The organism is Rhizobium mongolense USDA 1844, assembly GCF_000419765.1.
In the GTDB taxonomy this organism is placed as follows: Bacteria; Pseudomonadota; Alphaproteobacteria; order Rhizobiales; family Rhizobiaceae; genus Rhizobium; species Rhizobium mongolense.
The window spans coordinates 109,000-132,314 of record NZ_ATTQ01000005.1; the positions used below are offsets into that span (position 1 = coordinate 109,000).

Annotated in this window: 25 protein-coding genes; 9 read left to right on the top strand and 16 right to left on the bottom strand. The window is 61.2% G+C overall.

Annotated features, from left to right (window positions below):
* Positions 1–80 precede the first annotated feature (80 nt).
* Positions 81–1,745, top strand: coding sequence for an electron transfer flavoprotein-ubiquinone oxidoreductase (locus tag A3C3_RS0110635; protein ID WP_022714587.1), 1,665 nt, complete (start codon positions 81–83; stop codon positions 1,743–1,745).
* Positions 1,746–1,817: 72 nt separating this feature from the next.
* Here A3C3_RS0110635 and A3C3_RS0110640 read toward each other — a convergent pair whose 3' ends face one another.
* On the bottom strand, positions 1,818–2,723 hold the full coding sequence (locus A3C3_RS0110640; RefSeq protein WP_022714588.1) for a DMT family transporter: 906 nt from the start codon (positions 2,721–2,723) through the stop codon (positions 1,818–1,820).
* A 145-nt stretch (positions 2,724–2,868) separates the two neighbouring features.
* Here A3C3_RS0110640 and A3C3_RS0110645 point away from each other — a divergent pair, with 145 nt between their 5' ends.
* Positions 2,869–3,342, top strand: a complete 474-nt coding sequence (locus A3C3_RS0110645; protein WP_022714589.1) for an Lrp/AsnC family transcriptional regulator — start codon at positions 2,869–2,871, stop codon at positions 3,340–3,342.
* 343 nt (positions 3,343–3,685) lie between these two features.
* On the opposite strand, the gene mgtE is transcribed toward A3C3_RS0110645, so the two are convergent.
* Entirely contained in the window at positions 3,686–5,062 is a 1,377-nt protein-coding gene (gene mgtE / locus A3C3_RS0110650) for a magnesium transporter (RefSeq protein ID WP_022714590.1), read from the bottom strand.
* Positions 5,063–5,332: 270 nt separating this feature from the next.
* A complete protein-coding gene (locus tag A3C3_RS0110660) occupies positions 5,333–6,346 on the bottom strand; it encodes a zinc-binding alcohol dehydrogenase family protein (protein WP_022714592.1) in 1,014 nt (337 codons plus the stop codon).
* 103 nt (positions 6,347–6,449) lie between these two features.
* On the opposite strand from A3C3_RS0110660, the gene A3C3_RS0110665 reads away from it, so the two are divergent.
* Positions 6,450–6,842, top strand: a complete 393-nt coding sequence (locus A3C3_RS0110665) for a winged helix-turn-helix transcriptional regulator (RefSeq protein WP_022714593.1) — start codon at positions 6,450–6,452, stop codon at positions 6,840–6,842.
* Here A3C3_RS0110665 and A3C3_RS0110670 read toward each other — a convergent pair.
* Positions 6,813–8,030 (bottom strand): MFS transporter, encoded by a 1,218-nt coding sequence (locus A3C3_RS0110670; RefSeq protein WP_022714594.1) that lies wholly within the window; start codon positions 8,028–8,030, stop codon positions 6,813–6,815. The genes A3C3_RS0110665 and A3C3_RS0110670 overlap by 30 nt on opposite strands.
* A gap of 314 nt (positions 8,031–8,344) precedes the next feature.
* Between A3C3_RS0110670 and A3C3_RS0110675 the strand changes: the two genes are divergently transcribed.
* Positions 8,345–9,289, top strand: a complete 945-nt coding sequence (locus tag A3C3_RS0110675; RefSeq protein WP_022714595.1) for a diacylglycerol/lipid kinase family protein — start codon at positions 8,345–8,347, stop codon at positions 9,287–9,289.
* Here A3C3_RS0110675 and A3C3_RS38145 read toward each other — a convergent pair.
* A complete protein-coding gene (locus A3C3_RS38145) occupies positions 9,255–10,121 on the bottom strand; it encodes a nickel-binding protein (protein WP_022714596.1) in 867 nt (288 codons plus the stop codon). The two genes, A3C3_RS0110675 and A3C3_RS38145, sit on opposite strands and share 35 nt — an antisense overlap.
* A gap of 95 nt (positions 10,122–10,216) precedes the next feature.
* The gene (locus A3C3_RS0110685) at positions 10,217–11,572 is read right to left on the bottom strand and encodes a glutamine synthetase family protein (protein WP_033419646.1); all 1,356 of its coding nucleotides are present in this window, start codon (positions 11,570–11,572) and stop codon (positions 10,217–10,219) included.
* Between the two features lie 83 nt (positions 11,573–11,655).
* On the opposite strand from A3C3_RS0110685, the gene A3C3_RS0110690 reads away from it, so the two are divergent.
* The gene (locus A3C3_RS0110690) at positions 11,656–13,023 is read left to right on the top strand and encodes an aspartate aminotransferase family protein (RefSeq protein ID WP_022714598.1); all 1,368 of its coding nucleotides are present in this window, start codon (positions 11,656–11,658) and stop codon (positions 13,021–13,023) included.
* Here the strand turns inward: A3C3_RS0110690 and A3C3_RS0110695 are convergent.
* The 3 genes from A3C3_RS0110695 to A3C3_RS0110705 are packed head-to-tail and all read right to left on the bottom strand — an operon-like array spanning position 13,020 to position 15,668.
* Complete coding sequence (locus A3C3_RS0110695; protein WP_028739556.1) at positions 13,020–14,516, bottom strand: glycosyltransferase family 39 protein; 1,497 nt, start codon at positions 14,514–14,516, stop codon at positions 13,020–13,022. The two genes, A3C3_RS0110690 and A3C3_RS0110695, sit on opposite strands and share 4 nt — an antisense overlap.
* 13 nt (positions 14,517–14,529) lie before the next feature.
* Positions 14,530–14,658 carry a hypothetical protein gene (locus tag A3C3_RS47895; RefSeq protein WP_022714600.1) on the bottom strand — a complete coding sequence of 43 codons (129 nt, stop codon included), beginning with the start codon at positions 14,656–14,658 and terminating at the stop codon, positions 14,530–14,532.
* Complete coding sequence (locus A3C3_RS0110705) at positions 14,655–15,668, bottom strand: glycosyltransferase family 2 protein (RefSeq protein WP_022714601.1); 1,014 nt, start codon at positions 15,666–15,668, stop codon at positions 14,655–14,657. Before A3C3_RS0110705 ends, A3C3_RS47895 begins: the two co-directional genes overlap by 4 nt.
* 74 nt (positions 15,669–15,742) lie before the next feature.
* Between A3C3_RS0110705 and A3C3_RS0110710 the strand changes: the two genes are divergently transcribed.
* Entirely contained in the window at positions 15,743–16,705 is a 963-nt protein-coding gene (locus A3C3_RS0110710; RefSeq protein WP_022714602.1) for a lysylphosphatidylglycerol synthase domain-containing protein, read from the top strand.
* On the opposite strand, the gene A3C3_RS0110715 is transcribed toward A3C3_RS0110710, so the two are convergent.
* From A3C3_RS0110715 to A3C3_RS0110730, 4 genes are read right to left on the bottom strand one after another with little or no spacing between them, the layout of a single operon-like run.
* Complete coding sequence (locus tag A3C3_RS0110715) at positions 16,673–17,917, bottom strand: RNA polymerase sigma factor (RefSeq protein ID WP_022714603.1); 1,245 nt, start codon at positions 17,915–17,917, stop codon at positions 16,673–16,675. The genes A3C3_RS0110710 and A3C3_RS0110715 overlap by 33 nt on opposite strands.
* A gap of 3 nt (positions 17,918–17,920) precedes the next feature.
* The gene (locus A3C3_RS0110720) at positions 17,921–18,280 is read right to left on the bottom strand and encodes a YciI family protein (RefSeq protein ID WP_022714604.1); all 360 of its coding nucleotides are present in this window, start codon (positions 18,278–18,280) and stop codon (positions 17,921–17,923) included.
* Positions 18,281–18,284: 4 nt separating this feature from the next.
* Positions 18,285–18,644 carry a YciI family protein gene (locus tag A3C3_RS0110725; protein WP_022714605.1) on the bottom strand — a complete coding sequence of 120 codons (360 nt, stop codon included), beginning with the start codon at positions 18,642–18,644 and terminating at the stop codon, positions 18,285–18,287.
* A gap of 11 nt (positions 18,645–18,655) precedes the next feature.
* A complete protein-coding gene (locus A3C3_RS0110730; protein WP_022714606.1) occupies positions 18,656–19,006 on the bottom strand; it encodes a YciI family protein in 351 nt (116 codons plus the stop codon).
* Positions 19,007–19,160: 154 nt separating this feature from the next.
* Here A3C3_RS0110730 and A3C3_RS0110735 point away from each other — a divergent pair, with 154 nt between their 5' ends.
* Positions 19,161–19,379, top strand: coding sequence for a hypothetical protein (locus A3C3_RS0110735; protein ID WP_022714607.1), 219 nt, complete (start codon positions 19,161–19,163; stop codon positions 19,377–19,379).
* A gap of 3 nt (positions 19,380–19,382) precedes the next feature.
* On the opposite strand, the gene A3C3_RS0110740 is transcribed toward A3C3_RS0110735, so the two are convergent.
* Both A3C3_RS0110740 and A3C3_RS46015 read right to left on the bottom strand, forming a co-directional pair.
* Positions 19,383–20,888, bottom strand: coding sequence for an AMP nucleosidase (locus A3C3_RS0110740; protein ID WP_022714608.1), 1,506 nt, complete (start codon positions 20,886–20,888; stop codon positions 19,383–19,385).
* 64 nt (positions 20,889–20,952) lie between these two features.
* On the bottom strand, positions 20,953–21,123 hold the full coding sequence (locus A3C3_RS46015) for a hypothetical protein (protein WP_167363805.1): 171 nt from the start codon (positions 21,121–21,123) through the stop codon (positions 20,953–20,955).
* Positions 21,124–21,286: 163 nt separating this feature from the next.
* Between A3C3_RS46015 and A3C3_RS0110750 the strand changes: the two genes are divergently transcribed.
* Positions 21,287–21,988, top strand: coding sequence for a glutathione S-transferase family protein (locus A3C3_RS0110750; protein ID WP_022714610.1), 702 nt, complete (start codon positions 21,287–21,289; stop codon positions 21,986–21,988).
* Positions 21,989–22,222: 234 nt separating this feature from the next.
* On the opposite strand, the gene A3C3_RS0110755 is transcribed toward A3C3_RS0110750, so the two are convergent.
* A complete protein-coding gene (locus A3C3_RS0110755; RefSeq protein ID WP_022714611.1) occupies positions 22,223–22,561 on the bottom strand; it encodes a DUF2147 domain-containing protein in 339 nt (112 codons plus the stop codon).
* 441 nt (positions 22,562–23,002) lie between these two features.
* Between A3C3_RS0110755 and A3C3_RS0110760 the strand changes: the two genes are divergently transcribed.
* Positions 23,003–23,269, top strand: coding sequence for a sel1 repeat family protein (locus tag A3C3_RS0110760; RefSeq protein WP_022714612.1), 267 nt, complete (start codon positions 23,003–23,005; stop codon positions 23,267–23,269).
* The last annotated feature ends 46 nt before the right edge of the window (positions 23,270–23,315 follow it).

Sequence of the window (23,315 nt, forward strand, 5' to 3'; positions counted from 1 at the left end):
GACAATGCTTTCCGGTTTTGAGAAGACAATGACCCGACAAGGGATGATGGCCGCGTGGGCGGCCGAGCGGAGACGGATGAATGACCGAGACGACTGAGGTGCCGGAACGTGAATCGATGGAATTCGACGTTGTGATTGTCGGTGGGGGGCCTGCCGGCCTGTCTGCCGCCATCCGGCTGAAGCAGGTCAATCCGGAGCTTTCCGTCGTCGTGCTGGAAAAGGGTGCGGAAGTCGGCGCGCATATCCTGTCAGGCGCCGTCGTCGATCCGATCGGCATCGACCGGCTGCTGCCGGATTGGCGCAGCGAAAGCGACCATCCCTTCAAGACCGAGGTGACCGCCGATCATTTCCTGGTGCTCGGCCCGGCCGGCTCGGTCCGCCTGCCGAATGTCTTGATGCCGCCGTTGATGAGCAACCACGGCAACTACATCGTCTCGCTTGGGCTTGTCTGTCGCTGGCTGGCGGGCCACGCCGAAGCGCTCGGCGTCGAGATCTATCCGGGCTTTGCGGCAACCGAGGTGCTCTACAACGACGAAGGTGCGGTCATCGGTGTCGCCACCGGCGACATGGGCATCGACAAGAGCGGCGAGCCAGGGCCGAACTATACCCGCGGCATGGCGCTCATCGGCAAGTACACGCTGATCGGCGAAGGCGTGCGCGGTTCGCTCGCCAAGCAGCTGATCGCCAAGTTCGACCTTTCGAAGGGCCGCGAACGGCAGAAATTCGGCATCGGCCTCAAGGAGCTCTGGCAGGTCAAGCCGGAGCACCACAAGCCTGGCCTGGTGCAGCATTCCTTCGGCTGGCCGCTCGGCTTCAAGACCGGCGGCGGCTCGTTCCTCTATCATCTGGAAGACAACCTCGTCGCCGTCGGCTTCGTCGTCCATCTCAACTACAAGAACCCTTATCTCCATCCGTTCGAGGAGTTCCAGCGCTTCAAGACCCATCCGGCGATCCGCGGCACCTTCAAGGGGGCCAAGCGGCTCTCCTACGGTGCCCGCGCCATCACCGAGGGCGGCTACCAGTCGGTGCCGAAGCTTTCCTTCCCCGGCGGCGCGCTGATCGGCTGTTCGGCGGGCTTCGTCAACGTGCCGCGTATCAAGGGCAGCCATAATGCCGTGCTGTCGGGCATGCTGGCGGCCGACAAGATCGCCGCGGCGATCGCTTCGGGTCGCGCCAACGATGAAGTCGTCGAGATCGAAAACGACTGGCGCAAGAGTGATATCGGCAAGGACTTGAAGAAGGTCCGCAACGTCAAGCCGCTCTGGTCGAAGTTCGGCACGGCGCTCGGCGTGGCGCTCGGCGGTCTCGACATGTGGACCAACACGCTGTTCGGCTTCTCCTTCTTCGGCACGCTCGGCCACGGCAAGACCGATGCCCAGTCGCTGGAGCCGGCCGCCCAGCACAGGAAGATCGACTATCCGAAGCCGGATGGCGTCTTGACCTTCGATCGTCTCTCCTCGGTGTTCCTGTCGAACACCAACCACGAGGAAGACCAGCCGGTCCATCTACAAGTCAAGGACATGGCGTTGCAGAAGTCGTCCGAGCACGACATCTATGCCGGACCGTCGGCGCGCTACTGTCCGGCCGGCGTCTATGAATGGGTGGAGAAGGACGGCAGGGACACCTTCGTCATCAACGCCCAGAACTGCGTGCACTGCAAGACCTGCGACATCAAGGACCCCAACCAGAACATCAACTGGGTGCCGCCCCAGGGCGGCGAGGGGCCGGTCTATCCGAATATGTGAGGTCGAGCAGGCTTGATTTTCAGACACAAAGGAGCCCGGCAAACGCCGGGCTCCTTTGTGTCTGGGGCTCATTCAGCGCTGACGGGCGGCGATGCCCGTCGACAGAGCTACCCCGATCCCTGTGATGACAGCGGCTGCGATTTCCGCCAGGCCAATTTCCTCGCCCAGCAGGACTCCCCCGCCAAGCGTTGCCAACACCGGCGTGATCGCCGTAAAGGCAGCCGCCTGCGTGCCGCCCAGCGTCTTGACGGCGGTGCCGTAGGCAACCATGGCGACAAGGCCGGACAGGATGCCCTGGCTCAGGACCTGCAGTCCGAGATCTTCAGCGCTTGCCCGGGTCAGCGAGGTGCCGAAGCCGGTGGCAAGCGCTGCAATGATCAGGAACGACCAGATGGCGATCAGTGCGCTCGCCTGGATGGCGGTGAGCCCGCTGCGGCGGAAGGCGTGCGTATAGCTTGCCCAAAGAATGGCGCCCGCCGGCAAAAGCACGAAGCTTGTCCACGGCAGCGATGCATCCGAAAGGCTCTGCACAAGCAGGATCAGCACGCCGCAGACGATCGCGGCGAGGCCGAGCTTGCGAGTCATATCCAGCCGCTCCCCGAAGATGAATATGCCGATGAGTGCCGTCGCAAGCGGCATGGAGCCGCCGAGCAGGATGCCCGACGAACCTGCCGGGGTCGCATGGATGGCAAGCGTGGTGACGAGAAAGAAGACAGCACCTGCGCCGGTCACCATCAATGCCAGAAGATGCAGCGGAACGGCCTTCGGCAACAGGCCGGACTTGAGCCAAACGGGCGAAAGGGCAAGCGCGGGAATGCCGTAGCGGATGAGCCCGATATCGATCGAGCCGAGCGGCGTTGCCGCGCTGTGGCGGGTCGCAAGAAGCCACGTCGCCCAGATGAGCACCGTGACGGTTGCGCCCGCGTAACCGGCGATGAGGGATGGGGACTTCGCGTTGGCGATGCTGAAGCTGGTCATCAGTCTATCCTTTCTTGTCATTCGGTGTGCTGTCCGACCAAGAAAAAGATAGGCCCAATGGTCAGGGCATGTCCTTGCTATCTGTAGCGCCAAAACCATGATATCAGCAATGATCTGCCAATCATAAAGGCCAAAGTTGGAAATTATGCCACATCTTGATAGATTCGATCTAGCCATCCTCGAGTGTCTGCAGGAGGATGCGCGCGCCACCAACGTCGAAATCGCCGAAAAGGTAAACCTCTCGCCGTCGCCCTGCCTGCGGCGGATCCGCAACCTGGAAAAGGCGGGCGTGATCCGCGGCTACCGCGCCGATATCGACCGAAAGGAAGTGGGGCTGGGGCTGACGGTCTTAGTCGAATTCAAAGTGGCCCATCACAGCCGCGAGAATTCGGAATCCCAGCAGGCGGCTCTGCTTGCGATCCCGGAGATCGTTTCCTGTTTCCTGATTTCTGGAAGCGCGGATTTCCTGGCAGAAGTCGTTGTGGAGGACCTTGCAGCCTACGAGCGGCTTCTCACCGATACATTGCTGACGCTACCGAACGTCAGCGACATCCGCTCGAACTTCGCCATCCGCAGCATGAAGACCCACGGGCCTTTGAAGCTGCCCAAGGGGAGGTAGATCTGCACGCTCGCCAAGTCCCAGCCGATGAAGCAGATGGAGGCAACATGTGAGCGAGCCTTGATGGTGTCGAGAGCTCGCCCCGGATTTTCTCATTCCTGTCCTTGTGACAGGAACCCAGCCATGGCGCGTCCGCCGTAAATGAACCTTTCATGTCAGCGACATGGACGCGGCGCTGCTGGATCCCTGTGGCACGCAAGGGATGAGGAAGAAGGTTGAAGGCGATCAACAACACAGCAACGTTGTGCATGCCGCTCGTCTCCTTGCTCGCTCTTTCGTCGCTCGCTTAGAGGACGAGCCACGCAGTCCCCCTTGTCCACCAGAAGAAGGGGAACGGCCTTTTCTAAAGCAACGTCCCGCTGAGGATGAGCAGGGCCACAGAGAAGTAGATCACCAGGCCGGTCACGTCGACCAGCGTCGCGACGAACGGTGCCGACGCGCTGGCGGGGTCCAGGCGAAGCCTTTGCAGCAGGAACGGCAGCATCGAGCCGCAGAGCGAGCCGAAGGTGACGATGCCGATCAGCGCGGCGAAGACGGTGACGCCGACGAGCAGCCAGTGCTCGCCGTAGTCGTAGAGGCCGATTTTCTGCCAGAGCACGATGCGGCCGAAGCCGACGAGCCCGAGGATGGCACCAAGCACGATACCGGTCGGCAGCTCGTGGATGAGCACGCGCCACCAGTCCGAAAGCTTGAGCTCGCCGAGCGCCAGGGCACGGATGATAAGCGACGTCGCCTGCGATCCGGAATTGCCGCCCGAGCTCATGATGAGAGGGATGAAGAGCGTCAGCACGATCGCCTTCGCCAACTCCCCTTCGAAATACTGCATGGCGCTTGCCGTCAGCATCTCGCCGAGGAAAAGGGCCGAAAGCCAGCCGGCCCGTTTGCGGATCATGCCGAAAAAACCGATCTTCATGTAGGGCTTGCCGAGGGCTTCCATGCCGCCGAACTTCTGGGCGTCCTCGGTCGTATCCGCGATCATCGTGTCGATGACGTCATCGACGGTGACGATGCCGAGCATGTGGCCGTCGTCGCTGACGACCGGCAGCGCCAGCAGATTGTGCTTGCGGATCAGCCGGGCGACGTCCTCCTGCGTCATCAACGGATCGCAGCGAACGAGGCCGCCCTTCTGCGCGACGGAGAAAACCGATGCCTGCGGTTCGCCGGTGATGAGGCGGCGCAGTGTCACGACATTGGTCAGCCGCTGCGTTGCCGCGTCGAGGACGTAGATCGCATAGACCGTCTCGCGCGAGCGCTCGACCTGGCGAACATGGTCGAGGGTCTCGGCAACGGTCCAGGCGTCCGGCACGCTGACGAACTCGGTCGTCATGATGCTGCCGGCCGTGCGCGGCGGATAGCCCATCAGGTGCTTGACGGCGAGCGCCGTCGTGCGGTCGAGCTTCGCGAAAAGTGTCGCGCGGGAATCCTCGTCCAGTTCATGGAACAGATCGGCGACGCGATCGTTTGCGGTGGCGTTGAGCAGCCGTGCGGCATGCTCGACCGGCATCTCGGCGAGGATTGCGGCAGCGTTGTGCAGCTCCGGCCTGCCGAGGATGCGGACGGCCTTCTGTTGCGAAAGCGTGGCGAGGATAGCCGCTGCCTCCGGGATGTCGAGTATGTTGAGACGCTCGACGCGCTCTGCGGTGGTGACCGCTCCGAGGCTGTCGTTGGTGAAGAAACGGGCAGCATGGCCTGCCCGCAGGGGGAAGCGATTGAAGTTCACTGGCTCGCCTTTCCGTCGATCCGCCGCAGCGTCCGGCGGGCGAGCCCGACAGGCGTCGGTCAGCGCACGGCGGCCGCGTACGGCAAGGGCAATCGACTGCTACTGTCGCTTGGCATCGGGTTGATGGCTCCGTTGATTTTCCGCGGAAAAGCGCTGTCATCCGCGTGCCGTAAGACCTGCTCCTCCGATCAAGAAAAGTCAAGCGGCGGTGGTTTCGGAGCATATTGCCGCACCTAGGGTGCGGCAATATGCGTGGAATATCGGTGCTCCTCAGAAGCCGAGGAGTACTGCCTTGCCCTTCATCCTGCCGCTCTCGACCATCGAATGCGCCTTCTTCATATTGGCCGCATTGATCGCGCCGAGGTTTTGGCTGAGTGTCGTGCGGATATTGCCGGCATCGACAAGCTCCGACACTTTGTTGAGGAGGTTATGCTGCTCGATCATATCGGGCGTCGAAAAGAGCGGCCGTGTGAACATCAGCTCCCAATGCACCGAAACGGCTTTGCGCTTGAAGGGCACGACGTCGAGGAACTTCGGATCGTCGATCAGCGCGAAACGGCCCTGCGGTGCGATCGCCTCGACGATGTCGGGGATATGGCTGTCGGTGTTGGTTGTCGAGAAGATGAAGCCTGGAGCCCCGATGCCGAGAGCCGCAACCTGCGGCGCGATCGGCTTCGAGTGATCGACGACGTGGTGCGCGCCAAGTTCCTTCACCCAGACCTGTGTTTCGGGACGGGAGGCGGTTGCAATGACTGTCAGATCGGTCAGCGCGCGGGCGATCTGGATGGTGATCGAGCCGACGCCGCCGGCTCCGCCGATGACGAGGAGAGCGCGAGCAGCGCCCGGCACCGCGTCCTGAACCTTCAGTCGGTCGAACAGTGCTTCATAGGCGGTGATCGAAGTCAGCGGCAGTGCGGCGGCGGCGGCGAAATCGAGGCTCTTCGGCTTGCGGCCAACGATGCGCTCGTCGACGAGATGGAATTCTGCGTACGTGCCCGGGCGATTGATCGCACCGGCATAGTACACTTCGTCTCCGGGCTTGAAGAGCGTGACATCCGGACCCACGGCCTTGACGATGCCGGCTGCGTCCCAGCCGAGAACCTTCACTTCATCTGCCGGTGGTGCCGAATGTGCCCGCACTTTCACATCGACCGGATTGACGGAGACGGCCTTGATCTCGACGAGCAGGTCATGCCCGGTCGCCTCCGGAACCGGCAGGTCGACATCGATCAGCGAGGTCTCGGCGGAAATGGGCTGCGGGATCTTGTAGGCGATGGCGCGCATGGAAACCTCCTATGTTCGTTGCACAGAGGCTAGATGCGTCTTATGTTCAAAAACTGCAAGAATGCACAAATTCGGTACATAGTACCAAAAAGGATACTGTAAAATGTCGTTGCCCCGCGCCAAGCTGACGAAGAATTTCCCCGGCTGTCCGGTCGAGGCGACGCTGGGCCATCTTGATGGAAAATGGAAAGGCGTCATCCTGTTCCACCTCATGGACGGAACGTTGCGCTTCAACGAATTGCGCCGGAAGCTCCCGGCGGTGACGCAGCGCATGCTGACCAAGCAGCTGCGGGAACTGGAAGAATCCGGCCTCGTCTCGCGCACGGTCTATCCAGTCGTGCCGCCGCGTGTGGAATATGCGCTGACGCCGCTTGGCGAAACGTTGAAGCCGGTCATCCGGGCACTGGCGGCCTGGGGCGAAGAATATGTCTTCTGCCGCCCGGAAGGCCACGAACTGCGCGATCCTTCATGCGCGCCGGCCGCGCTCCAGGTGTAGCGAGGCGGCGTAGACGAAGAGGCCGAACAAGGACAGCACGGCGCCGACATAGCCCGTTGCCGCAAAGCCGTAGCCCCAGGCGATCACAAGGCCACCGAGCCAGGCGCCGAGTGCATTGGCGATGTTGAAGGCAGAGTGGTTTGAGGCGGCGGCAAGCGTTTGCGCATCGGCGGCGACGTCCATCAGCCGCGTCTGCAGCGCAGGACCAGCCGCAAAGCCGCAGCCGACGAGGAACACGCAGATCGCCAGCATAATGGGGCTTGATGCCGTTAGCGAAAACAGCGTCAGCACAACGATGTTGAAGACCAGCGAGCCGCCGATCGTTCCCATGATCGATTTGTCGGCGAGCCATGAGCCGACGATGTTGCCGGCATTCATGCCGACGCCGAAGAGGACCATCATAACGGCCACCATGCTCTCCGGCAGCATCGCGACCTTCATGGTCGTGCCGGCGATATAGCTGAACATCGCGAACATGCCGCCATAGCCGACGGCTGCGATGCCGAGCGTCAAGAGCACCTGCGGACGCTTGAAGGCGCCGAGCTCGCGCAGGAAGCTGGCACCGTCCGCGACCTGGTCGCGCGGCACGTAGTACCAGATGAGCGCCACGGTCACGAGGCCGATGACGCCGACGGAGGTGAAGGCGACGCGCCAGTCGAGCGACTGGCCGAAGAAGGTAGCGAGTGGCGTGCCGAGCAGGGTTGCGATCGTCAGACCCAGCATCACCCGGCCGACGGTTCGTGCTCGCTTGTGCACTGGCACCATCGAAGCAGCGACAATCGCGGCGACGCCGAAATAGGCGCCGTGAGGCAGGCCGGTGATGAAGCGCGTCACGGTGAAGCTCTCGAAGGTTGGGGCCAGTGCGCTCAAGATATTGCCGACCGCGAAAATGCCCATCAACAGCAGAAGCAGTGAGCGGCGTGTCATCTTGGCGGCGAGGACCGCAATCACCGGTGCGCCGATGACAACGCCGAGCGCATAGGCGCTAATGACGTAACCCGCCTGCGGGGTCGTGACCGAAAACGTGTCCGCCACATTCGGCAGCAGGCCCATAATGGCGAATTCGCCGGTGCCGATGCCGAAGCCGCCGCAGGCGAGCGCCAGCTGCACCAGGGCGATCGCCATCGGCGAGGGGGCTTCGCAAGCCGGACTGGAATCGATGGAATCGTCTACGGCGATCTGGCTCACGCGAGCTCCTGAGGCATGTCTGCAGGGCAAACCATCCGAAGAGCAAGCGCTGAGGCGGATGTCGGCCGTTCTATGGCGGGAGACGGAGAACAAGCGTCTCCATCATTGAAATCATGGGTGAACGCGCCATCAACGTCGAGTGCGTTTTTCGCAGTGCAGCGTCCTGCTATGTGCATACGTGCATTGCAATATTTCCGCTTGGACGCCTCGCAGATACGTCGGTCTCAGGCATGCCGCGCTTGAAAACGAAGAGGGTCCAACCATCTTAAGGGGCACTGAACTGAGACGCCACGACGCGAGGAACGGCACGCCTGATGAAGCTTGTAGGTTTTTTCAATAAAGACGGTGGTACCTTCCGCACCACCGATATGGAGGCCTACGAAAAGCGGGCAGAGGCGACTTTCCGGGAAGCGGGACATGATTTCGAGGCCATCGTCTTTTCCGGCAAGGAGATCGTTCCCGCGATGGAGCGGGCCGCCCGGCGCGACGATATCGACGGCATCGTTGCGGGCGGCGGCGACGGCACGATTTCGGCAGCGGCCTCGATTGCCTGGAAGAACGGCGTCGCCCTCGGTGTGGTACCGGCCGGAACCATGAACCTCTTCGCCCGCTCGCTGAAAGTGCCGCTCGATATCTGGCAGGCGTTGGATGTGTTGGCCACCGGCGAGGTCGATCATGTCGACATTGCAAGCGCCAACGGTCGGCCCTTTATCCATCAGTTCTCGGCAGGGCTTCATGCGCGCATGGTGCGATACCGCAACTCCTTCAGCTATCGCTCCCGTTTCGGCAAGATGCGCGCCAGCGTCCGCGCAGCCTTCGGCGTGGTGCTCAACCCGCCGGAATTCGAAGTCGAATTCCAGGCGCTCGGCGTGCGCGAGACGCGCCGCGTATCGGCCGTTTCGGTCTCCAACAATCCCTTCGGCGAGAACGCGCTTCTTTACGCCGATAACCTGCGTAGCGGCGAGCTTGGCTTCTACACTGCAAAACCACTGAAGCCGATCGGCGTCGCCCGTCTTGCCGTCGATATGCTGCGGGGCAAGGTACGCGAAAATGCCGATGTGATGGTCATGCATCCGGCCGAAGTACATCTGCATTTCCCGAAGCTGAGGGCAAAGGCCAATTGCGTCATGGATGGCGAGCTTTTGCCGCTCGAACGCGACATTTCCATCAAGCTGCATCCCGAAGAGCTGAAGGTGCTGGTCAAGCAGGGCCTTGCCGCGCAGGTCAATGAGGCCGAGCGGCGGGAGCCTGCGGCTTAGTTTGCCTCTTCACGCCAGCATCGGCCCAGTCGCATTGGAATGCCAGCACGGGCTTCGAAAATCCTTTCAAACGCCGGCGCGTCGCATGAGTGAAGAGATCAGCGGTGCCGTACTCCCGAAAAATGTTCTCCGACACGAGGATATGGTCGCTGGAGGCGGCCGCGCACAAGCGTGCTGCAAGCTGCACAGTGCAGCCGAACAGGTCGTTGCTGTCTTCGACGGGCTCGCCGCAATCCAGTCCGATGCGAACATGAAGCGGCTCAGGATTTCCGCGGTTGTAACGTTTGAATTCCTGCTGGATCGTCCTGGCGCAATCGACGGCTGCGGCTGTCGAGGCGAATGTCGCCATGATGCCGTCGCCGGTGTGCTTTACCTCGCGGCCTGAAGAGTGGCTGAGGCATCTGTGCACGATCGAGTCGTGCGCCCTGACCAGTTCGGTCGCCATGCGGTCGCCAAGGCGCGATGTCATCGCGGTCGAGCCGACGATGTCGGTGAACAGGATGGCCCGGTGGCCGGAATCCACCTCACCTGAGGCTTGACCGGGCGCCGGCTCGGGGTCGTGAATTCGGCCAAGAAACGCCTCGACCGCCGACAACGCGACCTCGACAACCTCGCCGGCGACGAAGCCGTGCGCTTCGCGGTGCACGCATTGAGCGGTTTCCGCGTCGGGCGCGTCCATGAGGCAAAATGCGGTCCCACGCCGCTGGTCGAACCAGTAGGTGAGGAACTTAACGCCATACCGGTCCTGGATCTCGAGATCCTTGCGATGGGCCTCGGCAACGTCGGCGGCTGTCGTTCCCGTGAGTTCATGCCGGTCCATGAAGATAGCCATTTGCGCGCTCCTTTCGGAAACCTCCGCCTACAGGAAGTTTCATTCTACGACTTGGACACCGCCCGGTCCACCTTTGAGATGGCTGCCAGCAGGCCTTAGACGCGCGGCAGATAGGTCCGGTAGTCGAAGTCCGAGACTGTGCGCAGATAGGTGATGGCTTCCTTGTATTTGGTGTCGCCGTAGAGCTTCCGATAGCGCTCGCCGAAGATATCGGCGATGAAGGGCGATGCGCGAAAGGCTTCCACCGCCGTCAGGAAATCATGCGTCAGCCGCGCCGTGTTTTCCGGCACATGCGACGGCGTCGTCTCCTCACCGGGGTCGAGATCGTCGTCGAGGCCAAGCAGCATGCCGCCGAGGATGGCGGCCAGCAGCAGGTAAGGATTGGCATCTGCGCCGGCGACGCGATGCTCGATGCGCGCTGCCGGACCGGACGTATCCGGGATGCGGATCGCCGTGCCGCGATGGCCGGTACCCCAAGTGAGGTCGATTGGCGCAAAGGAGCCCGGCTGGAAGCGGCGGTAGGAATTGGCGAAAGGCGCAAAGATCAGCTGCGCCTCGCGCATCGTGTTCAGCAGTCCGGCGCAGACGGATTTCAGCCGTTTCGGCTCGCCGCCCTTCGCATCGAGGATATTGCGGCCCTCCCTGTCGATGACGCTCGCATGCACATGCAGGCCTGAGCCGGCATGTTGGGAATAGGGCTTGGCCATGCAAGTCGATTTGAGGCCGTGCTTGCGGGCGGCCTGTTCGACGATGCGCTTCAGGTAAATGCAGTCGTCAGCGGCAGCCAAGGCATCCGGCCGATGCAGCAGGTTGATTTCGAATTGCCCAGGCCCGAACTCGGCCGTCGTCGCCTCCGCAGGCAGGTTCTGCGCCTTGGCATAGGCGCGCACCGTCTGCAGGTAATCGTCGAGCGCATCGACGGCGCTCATGTCGTAGAGCTGGAAGCCGTTCGGCTCTCCGCGATAGGTCAGGCTTTTCGGCGGCGAGGGATGGCCGGTATCGCGCCAGTCCTGTTCCATCACATAGAATTCGAGTTCCGTCGCGACGACCGGCGTGAGGCCGCGCTCTTCGTAGCGCTTCAGGACCGCCGCCAGGATCGCTCGCGGATCCATGAAGCTCGGGCTGCCGTCGAATTCGTGCATCGTCGCCAGCACCTGCATGGAGCCTTCCGGCGCCGCCCAGGGCATCGGCGCAAGGCTGCGCTCATCGGCGATGCAATTGCCGTCCGGATCGCCGATCGTCAGCGACAGGCCGGTTATGTGGTCGTTATCGTCGCCCCAGATATCGAGCGACTGCGTCGAGGAGGGGAGACGCACCTCGCCTTCCCAGATTTTCTTCTGGGCATCCAGCGGGATCTGCTTGCCGCGCAAATCCCCGTTCATGCCGACCAGCAGGATTTCGATCCTCGGTTCGCCTGTCGCAGCTTTGCCATGCATGATGTCAGCCGTCATGATCTTGAAAATCCCCGCGGACAAGGCCAAGGTCGTAGCTCATTGAGACGGGCCTTTCAATCTCCGCAGGTGTTTTGCAAATCATGTCCGATACTTACCAGCGCTCAAATCTCGCCGCCATCGATGCCGCCCACCATCTGCATCCCTTCTCCGACATGAAGAAGCTGAATGCCGACGGCACGCGCATCATCCAGCGCGGCGAGGGTGTCTACATCTGGGATAACCACGGCAAGAAGTATCTGGATGGTTTTGCCGGGCTCTGGTGCGTCAATATCGGCTACGCCCGCAAAGAAATCACCGATGCCGTCGCGCGGCAGATGAACGAGCTGCCTTACTACAACACCTTCTTCGGCACGACGAGCGCGCCGACGACGCTGCTTGCGGAAAAGGTGACCGCGCATGCCGGCCCGCGCTTCAACCATGTCTTCTTCACCGGCTCCGGCTCAGAGGCCAACGATACCTGGTTCCGCATGGCGCGCGTCTATTGGAGTGCAGTCGGCAAGCCTTCGAAGAGGATCGTGATCGCCCGTAAGAACGGCTACCACGGCTCGACGGTTGCCGGCGCCAGCCTCGGCGGCATGAAATATATGCATGAGCAGGGCGACCTGCCGATCCCCGGCATCGTCCATATCGGCCAGCCTTATTGGTACGGCGAGGGCGGCGACCTCTCGCTCGCCGAATTCGGCCTTAAGGCTGCCCGCGAACTGGAGGCGAAGATCGATGAGCTCGGCGAGGAGAATGTCGCCGCTTTCGTCGCAGAGCCGGTGCAGGGTGCGGCCGGCGTCATCATCCCGCCCGAGACCTATTGGCCGGAGATCGACCGCATCTGCAAGGCGCGCAACATCCTGCTCGTTGCCGACGAAGTCATCTGCGGCTTCGGCCGTCTCGGCGAATGGTTCGGCCATCAGCATTTCGGCGTCGAGCCAGATCTGGCGCCGATCGCCAAGGGTCTCTCATCGGGCTACCTGCCGATCGGTGGCCTGTTAGTCAGCGGTCGCATCGCCGATGTGCTGATCAACGAGGTCGGCGACTTCAACCACGGCTTCACCTATTCCGGCCATCCGGTCTGCGCTGCCGCGGCGCTGGAGAACCTGCGCATCATCGAGGACGAAAAGCTGGTCGAGCGCGTCCGCGGCGACATCGGTCCTTATTTTGCCAAAGCCTGGGGTGCTCTCGGCGACCATGACCTTGTTGGCGAAGCGGTGAGTATCGGCCTGATGGGCGGCCTGCAGCTCACTGCCGATAAGAAGACGCGCACCCGATTCGAAAAGCCCGACGCGGTCGGAGCGCTCGTCGGCAACCATGCACTCGCGAACGGCCTCGTGCTGCGGGCCACTGGCGACCGCATGCTGGCGTCCCCGCCACTTGTCATCACTCATGACGAGGTGGACGAAATGGCGCGGATCGCAAAGATCGCGCTGGATGCCGCGTGGAAGGAACTGAAAATCTAATCCGCGGGCGCGACCCACGCGTAGCCGAAACGATAGGAATCGCCGTTGCGGGCGTAGTAATACGGAACCTCGATCGTCGAAACCTCGGGCGCGATGCTGCCGAGCTCCGGCACCGATCTCAGCCACTCGGCCGCTTTGGCGGGCAGGGCATTGCCTTGTGCAGTGTTTAGCGGCCAGACAACGAGCAGCGGGCGCTGCTTCGAGATCGAGACCGTAGGCTTGAACCCTGGATAGTCTGTTGAAATCACGGTCGCCGGAAGAAGGTCCTTCCGCAAGTTCCCCGCAAGCAGGCTGCCTTCCGCAAGAATAGCGGCAGGCTCGCCCTGTTGCCGCAGCGCTGCGGCGAGCTGAGCGTAGGGCACGTTCAAACGCTCGTAATCGCCGTTCAAAGTGGCAGCTGCAATGCGTCCGAAGAGAATACTTGGAACGGCGATCATGATTATCGCGACGATCGGCAGGAGGCGGCGCAAAGGATTTAGAACCGCAACATTCGATGCCTCGATCTTCAGACAAAGGTAAAGCGGGAAGATGAAGAGGAGCGGCACCAGCCAGCGATCCTTGACATGGGCCGCTCCGCCGAAGACGACGAGAAGCAGGATGCCAAGGATGGAAAAAAGCATCATGCGCTCGACGAGCTGCGTCCACTCCGACCTGCCGGAGAAGGCCGAGAGAAACGGCTTGCCGAACGCGATCGCGAAGACAAGCAACGTGACGGCGCAAAAGCCAATCACTGCCAGAACGAGCAACCCTGAACCCATGGCGACCTGCACGACGTAGCTCGCATTGCCGCCGTCGGTCAGCTTTTGCAGTGTCCGGGCTGTTGCGAAGCCGAGATTGTCCTTCAGCCAGAAGAGATGCGGCAGTGCGATGACGAGGGCGGTGATTGTGGTCAGGGCAATGCGCCAGTCGAAGACGCGCTTGCGCATCTGCGGATCGAGCAGTGCCGCCAAGAGAGCCGAAGCGGGCAGAAGGCCGAAATTATATTTGGACAGCAGGCCGATGCCGATGCCGACGCCGGTCACAAGATATGAGAGCACATCCGGCTTTTTGAGCGATCGGATAAATCCGTAGAGGAAGACGCAGCCGGAGAAGAACACCGCGACCGTATGCGTCAGGTCGCGCTGCATTTCGAATGCGACCTGCGGAAGCGTCAGGAGCCCGAGCGTTGCGACCACCGCAAGCGTGCTGTTCTTCAGGATCATCCGTGCTGTCAGGCCGTAAATCAAGTAGGATGTGAAGAGCAGCGCATTCTTGACGACGGCAAGCGAAAGCAGCGACACACCGCTGATCGAAAAGGCGGCATATTGCAGCCAGTTATAGAAAGGCGGCTGCGGGCCATAACCGGCGGCAAGCCATTGCGAGCGGAAGGCCTGCTCGGCTTCGTCGAGCCCGAGTGTCGGCGGCATCGCGACGCGAACGGCGATCTGTACGAGAAAATATGCGGCAAGCACAGCGAAAAACCACCGCATGTCGACGTTGCGGGCCTTGTCCATGTCCTCGTTCATTTCATTTCCGTTCAAGCCAGACATAGCCGAGCGCAAAGGTGTTGCCGCGCTTGCCGAAATGGAACCGGAGCGCCAGCGAGCCGATCGCGTCTGGTTCGATGCCGCAGCGAGTTGCCCCGCCGCCTCTCAAACGTCGCTTCCATCGAAAATCTGCCGCACGATATAATTAGGCGAAGCGTCGTCGCGATAGTAGGTGCGGGCAATCATCTCTGCCAGGATGCCAGTCGTGATCAACTGCACGGACGAGAGCAGCAGCACGACGCCGACCATGAGCATCGGGCGGGTACCAATATCGTTGCCCAAAATGAACTTGTCGAAGAACAGGTATAGCAGGATCAGCGTTGCGAGTGCTCCGAGGCCGAGGCCGAGCGAGCCGAAGAAATGGCCGGGCCGCGCCTTGTAGCGCATGAAGAACATCACCGACAGCAGGTCGAGGATAACGCGGAAGGTCCGGGAGATGCCGTATTTCGACTGGCCGTGCTGGCGGGCATGGTGGGTGACGCCCATTTCGCCGATGCGCGAGCTCGGGACGACGCCGGCGACCCAGGCGGGGATGAAGCGGTGCATTTCACCCATCAGCTTCACCTGCTTGATGATCGAGGCGCGGTAGATCTTCAGGCTGCAGCCATAGTCGTGCAGCTTCACGCCGGTGATGCGGCCGATCAGATAGTTGGCGCACCATGAGGGAATCTTGCGCAGCAGCAGGCCGTCCTTGCGGTTCTTTCGCCAGCCGACCAGGAGATCGAGTTCACGGCGCTCGAGTTCGGAAATCATCGAAGGAATGTCCTTCGGATCATTCTGCAGGTCGCCGTCCATCGTTGCAATCAGCCGGCCTTGCGCCGTGTCGATGCCGGCCTGCATCGCAGCGGTTTGGCCGAAGTTGCGCTGCAACTCCACAATCCTGAGCGCCAGCCCTTCACGCCCTAGATATTTGCGGGCGTTGACGAGCGTGGCATCCGTGCTGCCGTCATCGATCAGGATAATCTCCCACCGGTCAGGATAAGCGACCATCGCATCGCATATCCGTTCGACAAGCGGGCCGACGCTTTCTTCCTCGTTGAAGACCGGCACCACAAGCGAAAGTTCGAGCGACTGCGTTAGATCATTTGCGCTTTGCAGCGACTCTGACGTTGTCTGCAACTGTTATTGCTCCTAAAAGGCCGTGACGGCCAGTCGAGCGGCGTTTTGGCCGCTGAAGTCAGGAAGCCTAGTACATGAACTCTCCGGTTGGCGCCAGCCGACAATCCTGGTTCGGACGCAATCGCATGACACTGCTGACGGTCGTAATCGTCGCAGCCTATGCATTTTTCATCGAGTGGCTCTGGGGATGGTCGGCCATCATCGCCCAATGGGCCGGCGTCGGCGTGATGCCGATCCTCGTCGCTCTTGCATTATTGACCAGTACCTATTTCCTGCGGACATGGCGCATCCTCGATTACTTCCCGCGGGAGACGGCGGGCAGGTTCCGCACGCTTTTCCGGGTGACGCAGGTTCATAACCTGCTCAATATCATGATGCCGTTCCGCACCGGGGAGACGAGCTTTCCGGTTCTCATGCGCGCGGAATTCGGCATTCCGCTGACGCGGGCAACCTCCGCCCTGCTTGTCATGCGTCTGCTCGATCTGCACGCGCTGCTTGCCGCAGCCGGCATCGGATTTGCGGCAGCCGCCCCGATTGCCGTTCTGGCCTGGTTTTTGTGGGCCGCATTCCTGCTCTTGCCGATCACCGCTTTCCTGATCCGCAAGCCATTGCTTCGCTTCGGCTTCCGGCTCTTTCCCGCCAAGGCGCACGGCCTGCTGTCGGAGATCGAAAACGGCCTGCCCACAAATGCCACAGCCTTCGCGCGGGCCTGGGCGATGACGGCGGTGAACTGGCTGGTGAAGGTCGTCGTGCTCGCCTGGGCGCTTAGCCTCATGGGCGTTTCGCCGCTGACGGCGAGCTTCGGCGGCGCGCTCGGCGGCGAGCTTTCGTCGGTCTTGCCGGTCCATGCGCCGGGCGGCGTTGGCACCTATCCCGCGGGCATTACCGCAGGCGCCGTTGCCTTGGGTGCACCGGGCGGAAAGGCCGCGCTTGCAGCCCTGGCGCAGGCAAGCATCAACGCACATCTATTGATCATCGTCTCGGCCTTGACGGGAACAGCACTCTCACTGCCCCTCGGGCGCCGCCGCCAGCTCTGATATCCTCTTGCGCAGGAAAGCCAGCTCAGGCCCTTGCTGACAGAGGGACAGCGCGCGTTCATAGGCGGTGATCGCCTCCGCCGGTCGGCCGAGCTGGCGCAGGAAATCGGCGCGTGCGGCATGCGCAAGGTGATAGGTGCCGAGCTTTCCGGATGCCAGGATGCCGTCGATGATCTCAAGCCCTCTCTGCGGCCCTTCCGACATTGCGATCGCCACTGCACGGTTGAGTTCGACGATCGGCGAGGGCTGCGCCGTAATCAGCAGATCATAATAGGCAGCGATGCGCGGCCAATCCGTTGCCTCCGGCGTTGCGGCCTTAACATGTTCGGCGGCAATGGCCGCCTGGACAGTGTAGAGGCCGACCTCACCAGGTTCCATCGCCCGCCGCAGCAGGTCCAGACCTTCCTCTATCTTCCTGCGATCCCAGGTCGATCGATCCTGCTCTGCAAGCAGGATCAGGCTGCGGTCCTCAGCGCGCCGCGCCAGCCCGCGGGAGTCCTGCAGCAGCATCAGCGCCAGCAGGCCCTCGACATCGGGGTGCGGCAGCAAGTCCACCACCAGCCGCGCCAGCCGGATCGCCTCGGTCGTCAGGTCCGCCCGTACCACTTCTGTGCCCCAAGAAGCCGAATACCCCTCGTTGAAGACGAGGTAGATGACGTGTAGCACGCGGTCGAGGCGCTGCGGCAGTTCGTCGAGGTCCGGAACCTCGTAAGGAATGCGGTCGGAACGTATCTTGCTCTTTGCCCGCACGATCCGCTGTGCGACGGTCGGGGCCGGAACGAGGAATGCATGGGCGATTTCCTCAGTCGTCAGGCCGCAGACTTCGCGCAGCGCCATTGCCATCTGCGCGTCGGATGGAATGGCCGGATGGCAGCAGGTGAAGATCAGCCGCAGCATGTCGTCGCCGATAAGCTCCATGTCGCCGATCTCCGTAGCGTCGGCCTCGCCGTATAGGCTGTCCTCGATGTCCTTCAGCGACGCATCGAAGCGCGAGCGCCGTCGGATATGGTCGATCGCCTTGTGGCGGCCGGTGGAAACGAGCCATGAAAAGGGATTGCCGGGAACGCCGTCGCGCGGCCATGCGCGCGCGGCCGCCGCAAAGGCGTCGTGCAGGGCCTCCTCCGCCCGGTCGAAATCGCCGAGCAGGCGGATGAGAGTGGCGAGTACCCGTCTCGATTGCGACCGGTAGATGTCCTCGATCAATTTCTCCAAATGCTACTCCGGCAAAGTGAGTATCCGCACGGGCCGCAGTTCCACGGCGCCGACGCGTGCGGAGGGGATGCGTGCGGCAATCTCCTGCGCCGCTGCATCGTCCGGTGCTTGGATCACGTAGAAACCCGCAAGATGCTCCTTGGTTTCGACATACGGCCCATCGGTCGCCTGCAGTGCGTTATTGCGGACGCGCAGCACGGTTGCTTTCTCCGGCTTGTCCAGCGCATCGCAGTGGATCAGAGTGCCGTTGCGGCGCAGCCCTTCGTCGAAGCTGAAATGCGCTTTGACGAGTTCGCCAGTCTCCTTCGGCGTCAGCGTGCCGTCAACGTCTGCGGAATTGTAGGTCAGGCAAACATAACGCATCGACCTACTCTCCATCTTTGATGGAATAGGCCGGGCGGATCTCGACAGAGGCATATTTCAGGATCGGGAAAGTCGAAACGATCGATTTCGCCACTTCCATGTCCCTGGCTTCGAGCAATACGAAGCCGCCGAGGTGCTCCTTGATTTCTGCGAAGGGACCATCCGTCGCAACCGTCGTGCCGTTGCGGATGCGCAGAGTGACGGCTGACGCGGGCTCGCGCAGCGCAAGCGCAACCTGAAGGAAACCGCGCTCGCGCCACAGTTCGTCACTGACGATGCATTCCTGCGTCAGCGCCTCCCATTCTTCCTGCGGGACCAGATTGCTTTTTTCGCTATCGAACCAGACCTGGCAAAGAAACTTCATGGGGTGCCTCCTCAGCCGAACGTGTAGACAGGACGAACTTCAATGCTGCCGAGTTTTGCCAGTGGAATACCGGCTGCGACACGGATCGCATCGTTCAGATCGTTGGCCTCGATCAGGATGAAGCCGCCGAGATGTTCCTTCGTCTCGGCATGGGGGCCATCTGTCACCGACACCTCGCCATTGCGGACACGGATGGTCATTGCACTCTTCGGCGATTGTAGAGCCTCGGCGTGGATCATGTGGCCGCTTGCGACAAGGTCCTCATCATAACGAAGCGAATCCCTGTCGAGCTTCTTCTTCTCCTCTTTCCTCATACGCTCGAGCACGGATGGCTTGAACCACACCTGACACAGATATTTCATCGCTTGCCTCCTCCGGGCTGCCGCTCACAGGCTGTTGACGAAGAGACTAGGCTGAAATCGACAGCAAAGAAAAAATCTTTGTTCGCCCGGACTGTCGAAATCAGCGGCGCGCATTCGACAAAGCTCCATCGATAACATTGAAGGAGTGAAGGACATGGGCGTTCTGGAAGTCGCCATTGCAAGTCTCATCTGGGCACGCCGCGGGGAGCAGCCTCGCGATGAGCTTTACGGGACAGATATTGGCCAGTTCCTTGGGCGGATGGTGGTTGCCCTTGCGGTGTTTGCAGCGGTCATCACAGGACTGCAGATTGCGGCTGCACGCCCCGACGACCCGAAAATAATTGCGGATCGCACGGTGGCGGAAGCGAACTGAGGCCTACTGAAAGGCCGTCTCGAAGAAGCTGCGAAGCTTGCGGGAATGCAGTGCCTCCGGCGGCATTGCCGCAAGCTTCTGGATGGCGCGGATGCCGATCTGCAGGTGCTGGTTGACCTGTGTTCGGTAGAAGGCGGTCGCCATGCCCGGCAGTTTCAGCTCGCCATGCAGCGGCTTGTCGGAAACGCAAAGAAGCGTGCCGTAGGGGACACGGAAGCGGAAGCCGTTGGCTGCGATCGTCGCCGATTCCATGTCGAGCGCGATGGCACGCGCCTGGGAGAGCCGTTTCACAGGGCCGCGCTGGTCGCGTAGTTCCCAGTTGCGGTTGTCGATCGTGCCGACGGTGCCGGTGCGCATGATGCGCTTCAGCTCGAAGCCTTCGTAGCCGGTGATTTCGGCGACGGCTGCTTCCAGCGCCACCTGCACTTCGGCAAGCGCGGGGATTGGCACCCAGACCGGCAGGTCGTCGTCGAGAACATGATCCTCGCGCATATAGGCGTGCGCCAGGACATAGTCGCCGAGCCGCTGGCTGTTGCGCAAACCGGCGCAGTGGCCAAGCATCAGCCAGGCATGTGGGCGCAGAACGGCCACGTGGTCGGTGATCGTCTTGGCGTTGGAGGGGCCGACGCCGATATTGATCATGGTGATCCCGGCATGGCCCTTTTTCTTCAGGTGATAGGCAGGCATCTGCGGCAGGCGGGGGGCCGTGGCATCGGTTTCCGGCTGGCACGATCCGGCATGGGTGATGATATTGCCCGGCTCGACGAAGGCCGTATAGCTGTCTTCGCCGCCGCCCTTGGCAATCGTCTCGCGCGCCCAGGTGCAGAACTCGTCCATATAGAACTGGTAATTCGTGAAAAGCACGAAGTTCTGGAAGTGCTGAGCGCTCGTTGCTGTGTAATGGGCAAGGCGGGCGAGCGAATAATCGGTGCGCTGCGCCGTGAATGCGGCGAGTGGCGAGGGCTCGCCCGGCGGCGGGATATATTCGCCGTTGGCGATCTCGTCGTCGGTGGTATTGAGGTCCGGCGTATCGAAGAGGTCGCGCATCGGGATGTCGATGAAGGTCGAGGCGGACGCTTCGACATGCGCGCCTTCGCCGAAGGCGAAATGCAGCGGGATCGGCGTCGAGGATTCGGACACGACGATCGGAACGTTATGGCTCCTCATCAAGAGCGCCAGCTGTTCCTTCAGGTAGTGACGGAAAAGCTTCGGCCGGGTGACGGTCGTCGTATAGACGCCCGGTGCCGTCACATGCCCGTAGGAGAGGCGGGAGTCGACATGGCCGAAGCTGGTCGTCTCGATGCTGACTTGAGGGTAGAAGGCCCGGTAGCGCGAGGTAATCGGCGCGCCCTTGGCAAGCTCCGAAAAACTGTCGATCAGGAAGGTGGTATTGCGTTCGTAAAGCGCAGTCAGCGCATCGACGGCCTGCGCTGGATCGTCGAAGCTTTGCGGTTCAAAGGCAGGTGGCGAGGAAATATCAAGAGGTAATGGAGAGATTCGTTTGCTCATGGCGCATTATAGGTTGCCCTTTTTAACAAGCAAGCGACGCGCCTTCGGCCAGTTCGAGAATTATTCAGCGGACGCCGGTGCAGAAGGGGCTTGTTACGTTGAGGCAGGTGTAGTTCGCACCGAAATGCGATTGTGCTCCGCCCCCGCCGCCGCGCACGACCGCTGCCGAAAATGTGATCGCGAAAACCGCCGCGAACAGCGTGATGACGGTGAAGCGTCTTGCGAGAATAAGCACGTCCATGTTCCTCGGGGCGATATGCGTCTTATCGTTGAGATAAGTCTTGCCACACGCCGGCTGAACGGGTGCTGAGGTTCCGGTTCATTTGGCGTTCACAATGGTCGACGGCTTGAAGCCGGCGCTCCGCAACTTATGTGTCTAGTCCCGCAAAGGAGATTTCATGACCGCACCGATTGAACTTTATTACTGGCCGACCCCGAACGGCTTTAAGATCAGCATCATGCTCGAGGAGCTCGGAGTTCCCTACGAGGTGAAGTACATCAACATCGGCAAGGGCGAGCAGTTCGCCCCCGACTTCCTGAAAATCGCGCCGAACAACCGCATGCCGGCGATCATCGATCCGGACGGTCCCGGCGGGGCGCCGATCTCCGTCTTCGAATCGGGCGCCATTCTCCAATATCTCGGCCGCAAATACGGCAAGTTCTATCCACAGGACGAGCGCACGCGCGTGCAGGTGGAAGAATGGCTCTTTTGGCAGGTCGGCGGCCTCGGCCCGATGGCCGGCCAGGCGCACCACTTCCGTAGCTATGCGCCGGAAAAGATCGAATACGGCATCAACCGCTACACGAACGAAGTGAACCGCCTCTACGGCGTGATGAACAGGCGGCTGGAAGGCCGCGGCTACTTCGCCGGCGACTACTCGATCGCCGACATGGCCTGCATCGGCTGGGTGATCCCTTACGAGCGACAGGGACAGAACCTCAATGATTTCCCGAACCTTAAGGCCTGGTTCGAGCGTATGCATCAGCGCCCGGCGGTCTTGAGGGGTATCGAAGTCGGCAAGGAAGAGCGCGAACGCCAGGCAAATCTCGCCGAGGACAAGGAAGCGCAGAAGATTCTCTTCGGCCAGCGCGCCCGCTGAAGGCAGTACCCAAGGGTAAAGCTTGAATGTCGAATGAAAGGGAAGGCCGCTCGAACCACGTTGTTAGGGCGGCCTTCCTTGTTCAAGATACTTCAGCGGTGAGTTCGCGGATTTCGATTGTTGCAGAAGGTCGGTTGGCAATGTTGCAAAAGTCAGGCCCTGCGTGAAAATGGTGATAAAGCGAAAACCTGACTTTCGCTGAGGCTGTGCAGTTATTGCCGGCCGCTTTTGATTCTAAAGCCGTGTCCAGGTCTGCGACTTGCAGAGCACCTTAAGCACGCAGCCCTTCATCTTCAGCGAATTGCCGGAGAGGCTTCCCGAGCCGCTGTAGGTCTTGTCGTTCTTAGGGTCGGTGATCTCGCCGTTATAGGTGGCGCCGGTGCCGGCAAGTGTCCCGATCTTCTTGCCCGCGAATTTGCCGGTTTTCAGCGTCACGCAGTAGCTGCCGCCGCAAGAAGCGATTTGGGCGGTTTCGCCCGAGGCCGTCTTCCAGTTGCCGACGATCGGCTCCTCCGCGCAAGCAAGGCTGGCTGAAAGCGCCATGGCGCCGGCGAGAATAAGTGTACGGATCATCCTTTCCTCCCTGATGTCCTGAGCGCGGCGAAAATAACTGACGCGAACGTAAAGGTAAACAGGCCGCGATCGTGAAATTTCGCTGATTTCCAAGGTGCTTTTTCGCCGAATTGTTTCCAGCTCGCTTGTTGCGGACTGATTTCGTGGTGAACGAAAGGTTGATTTTCAAACGTGAATCTTTCGTAAAATTGTTTGGAAAGTCCTTAATGTGCAGGGACTCCGATGTTTAACGAAAACCCAATTTTACCAAGCGTTTGCACTTTGTTTGTCGCAAATTAATCATGCATTTTAGGCGTTTTTTGAAAGCGTACCGGCATAGTGGAGCCATCAAACGAGCGGGGCAAACCCGCCGGACCGAAGGGACCGAAAGCTGCGATAGACGGCAGGGCCCGGAAGGTAAAACAGGGCAAGTCGATAGCAGACTAAACAGGGATTGAACCGATGGCACGCTTTGAAATGCACAATGCTGAAATGGCCACCATGGGTGGCGACAACAACGCCGATATCTTCTGCGAAATGGGCCTGATGTATGCAACGGGCCGCGGCTGCGACGTTGATCTCGTCGCCGCGCACAAGTGGCTGAACATCGCCGCGATCAAGGGCAACGACCGCGCTGCCGAACTTCGCGCCGATGTCGCCGCCACGATGGACAAGATGCAGCTCGCCGCGGCGCTCCGCGCTGCCCGTGAGTGGATGACGGTCCACTAGACCGTCTCCGGCGCGAAGGAACAATTGAGAGAAATAACAACCTCAA